General features: G+C 36.7%; 2 protein-coding genes and 1 pseudogene. All 3 read left to right on the forward strand.

The features are described from left to right. Positions 1 to 1043: pseudogene (locus RTP52_RS14745) on the forward strand (glycoside hydrolase); the annotation flags it as partial. Positions 1044 to 1327: 284 nt separating this feature from the next. Beyond that, positions 1328 to 2329, forward strand: coding sequence for a LacI family DNA-binding transcriptional regulator (locus RTP52_RS14750; protein ID WP_312103048.1), 1002 nt, complete (start codon positions 1328 to 1330; stop codon positions 2327 to 2329). A gap of 450 nt (positions 2330 to 2779) precedes the next feature. After that, positions 2780 to 3700 (forward strand): ABC transporter permease, encoded by a 921-nt coding sequence (locus tag RTP52_RS14755; RefSeq protein ID WP_312372199.1) that lies wholly within the window; start codon positions 2780 to 2782, stop codon positions 3698 to 3700. The last annotated feature ends 81 nt before the right edge of the window (positions 3701 to 3781 follow it).

The following is a 3781-nucleotide window of genomic DNA, read 5'->3' on the forward strand; positions in this document are numbered from 1 at the left end:
AGAAACAAATAGAGGAGTTTCTGCCTTTATTTACATCAGAACATTTTAATATCTGCGCAGATGAAACCTTTGACCTTGGTAAGGGAAAGAGTAGGGAACTGGCTGAAAGTAAAGGAATCCACAGACTCTATCTGGACTTTGTAAAAGAACTTTGCGAATTTGTTATAGAAAAAGGAAAACGCCCTATGTTCTGGGGAGATGTTATTGCAGGATTTCCGGAAACGATCCGTGAATTACCGAAAGATGTTATCTGTCTGAATTGGGGATACGCGGCGGAGCAGAGAGAGAATGAAACAAAAGCTCTTTTTGATGCGGGAGCCGTACAATATGTATGCCCAGGAGTAGGAGGCTGGAACCAGTTCATTAACTTGATAGAAAGCTCCTATCATAATATAACAAAAATGTGTTCCTACGCTCATAAATATCAGGCTCTGGGAGTTTTGAATACGGACTGGGGCGATTTTGGACATATCAACCATCCGGAATTCTCAACTACAGGGCTTATATACGGAGCTGCTTTTTCTTGGAACCAGAAGCAATTGACATTCTCAGATATCAACAGGCAGATATCTTGCATTGAGTACGGGGACAATAGCGAGCGGTTCGTGGACAGAATTGCTACATCTGGCTCCACGTCCGTATTTGATTGGTGGCATGTAGTAATGTATAAGGAATATGGAAATACAGACTTTGCCACAGAGGAAACTATGGTAAGGGTTTCAGCAGCCAATGAAGTCTTACATAAATTAAAAAGAGAACTGTATGAAGGTATTGTTTTTATGAAACCGGAGAAGAGAGGCCTACTAAAGGCTTATCTAGTAGCTGTAAATGGAATAGAGCTCTTTAATAACATCGGTGCTACCATTGCCCATGCAAAATACGGGATAAACGGGGAAGTAAAGAAAGATCTTGCTAAAGAGCTGGAATACTGGTTCTATGATTACAAGGAAATCTGGAGGACGGATAGCAGAGAATCGGAGCTTTATAGGCTGCAGGAAGTTATCATATGGTATGGGGATTTATTAAGGAATTTAGGATGTTAAAAAGATCTGAAATTGCGGTCAGCGTAGGGCAATGAGGCTATGAGCAAGTAGTGTAAGCGGATCGAGAATATCCGCTTTGACGCCCTAGCACGTCCTATGTAGTTCTCCGACAAGCAACCAGAATATTACAAGCAGGGGGAACTAGTCAAAGACAGCGAAGTAATAGGCGCTTATACCATCAGGAGGATTTGTGTGCTATCATTTCACTTGTCAAGTAGCATATAATATGATATTCTAAACCATATTATAACGTTTTAATTCAAGAGATATGGGTAGGTGAAGATATGGCGAATATTACGATTAAAGATGTAGCAAAAGAAGCAGGGGTGTCCATAGGAACTGTTTCCAATGCTTTAAATGGTAATCGATATATTAATCCTGATACGAAGCAAAGGGTTATGGAGGCGGTAAAAAAACTGAATTATATTCCAAATCTGAATGGCAGATATTTAAAGGCTGGTGCTACAAAAAACCTCGGATTTTTTACCAATAGTATATCAGGTCCTTACTTTTGTCAGTTAATGGACTATATGAGTCGGGAATGTGAGCGTAGAGAATATAATCTTAATGTTTTTATTACAAAGGATTCCTCTGTTATTATGGGAAATATACTAGGTAAGAATCTTGATGGTGTTCTAATTTATGAAGATACCACGGTAAATGAAAATGAAATACGTATTTTCGAAGAAGAAGGAATAAAGGTAGTATTTTTGGACCGTGAAGTTAGTAAGAAAGGTGTTTCTAGCATAGTATTTGATTCGTATGAAGCAGGATATGAGGCTACAAAACATCTTATCAATCTAGGACATAAAAAAATAGCGTTTATTGAATGTGTCGATGAGGTAACAGATAGTTTGCGCCGTAAAGAGGGGTATAAGGCTGCTCTAGCGGAATGTAATTTACCAGTGGAGGAAAAATTCATTTTAAAAGGAGCTTTTGAAGAGGGATATACATACAATACGATAAAAACTCTTTTAAAGCTTCATTCAACGGATCTTCCTGATGCCTTCTTAGCAGGTAACGATTTAAGTGCAATTGGTTGTATCAAAGCCTTGCAGTCTGATGGTTTTCAAGTACCTGAAGACTTTAGTGTCATTGGATTTGATGATATTGATATCGCTAGATATTTTACTCCTGGTCTGACAACGGTAAGAAATCCGATTGCTAGGCAGGGAACACTGGCTATTGGTACTTTGATTGATATGATTGATGGGAAGGAACAAGGAACCATTGTGAAATTAGAAGGTAATTTAATAATAAGGAAATCCTGTACAAGAAAAAAATAGCTGTTAAAAGCGAAGGTGGGAGCAAAGAATATAGTAAATATGATTCTTTGTTCCTACCTTTTTTTAAGCATGTATTAAAACGTTATTACAACTACGAAAATATGATATTTTAGCTGAAAATAGTACAATAAAGTCATGACTATTAAAATTATGGTTGTATATTATTACTAAAAAGGTTAAATGAATATATTGTAAATTTAAAAATAATGTGATATACTACCAATTATTAAAACGTTTTAATATAAAAATAAAAAGTTTAAAGAAGTGTGCTAAGTTAATCGAGTCAGGTGGATTGGAGGAAAAGATTTAAAGAAAAGCATATCAGTTGCAAAGTGTGGGCATGTCTGTTTTTAAGTTTGGAAATAGATATGAGCACGGGGGATGTTAATATTTCACATGTAGATTAAAACGTTTTAACGAAGCTATAAAAGCTAACAATGGAGGTTCAAGATGAGTAAAAAGAAGCTAAGCTTTTTGAAGACAGTTGAAAAACAGGCTGGCTTTCAAAGTATGGTTATACCAGGTGTTATATTCATGATTATATTTAGTTTTATGCCTATCTATGGATTGAGCATTGCATTCAAAAACTACACAGTTGTGGATACATTATCAACTGCAAAGTGGGTAGGCTTTCATAATTTTATAATAGCGTTTCGGGATAAGTTCTTTTGGAAATCGGTAATTAATACATTGGGAATCAGCTTCCTAAAATTATTCATTGGTTTTACGATTCCCATCATACTCTCTGTTATGATTTATGAGGTTAAGGACGGACCGTTTAAGAGAATCATGCAGACGATTTCCTATTTACCGCACTTTCTTTCCTGGATTGTACTAGGGGGTATGATGATTAGCTGGATGTCAACAACAGGTATGTTTAACGAAATATTACGTTCTCTTGGATTAATAAGTGAGCCAAAGAACATCTTGCTGGATGCGAATAAGTACTGGATGATTGCGGTACTATCTGATGTTTGGAAGGAAGCAGGTTGGGGAACGATTCTATATTTGGCAGCCATGGCAGGTATTGACAGTACATATTACGAAGCGGCTAAGATTGATGGTGCAAGTCGTATAAGACAAATCATGCATATCACTTTACCTTTATTAAAAACGATTATTAGTTTGAACTTTATTTTAACAGTAAGCGGACTATTAAAATCAAATCTTGATCAGACATTAGTATTAATGAATTCACAAAACCGTGCGAAAGCTGAGGTAATCGATTCTTATGTTTACCGAATGGGTATCACGCAGGGAGATTTCTCTTATGCAGCAGCGGTAGGATTAGGGGTTTCTATTGTTTCAGTAATTTTACTGCTAACCGCGAATTATTTTACAAGCAAAATTAATGATGAGTCGGTATTGTAATATAACCTCATCAGGGAAGGAACTTACCTGTTTTAGCAGGAGTTCAAGCTCCTGCTGAAATGCCACGTAGTGGCAATGAGG

The organism is Lachnoclostridium sp., from assembly GCF_031997925.1.
Classification (GTDB): domain Bacteria; phylum Bacillota; class Clostridia; order Lachnospirales; family Lachnospiraceae; genus Lachnoclostridium.

What these genes read in the sequence shown, in the direction of transcription:
- RTP52_RS14755 (WP_312372199.1), top strand. Translation starts at nt 2,780, where the DNA reads ATGAGTAAAAAGAAGCTAAGCTTTTTGAAGACAGTTGAAAAACAGGCT.
- RTP52_RS14750 (WP_312103048.1), top strand. Translation starts at nt 1,328, where the DNA reads ATGGCGAATATTACGATTAAAGATGTAGCAAAAGAAGCAGGGGTGTCC.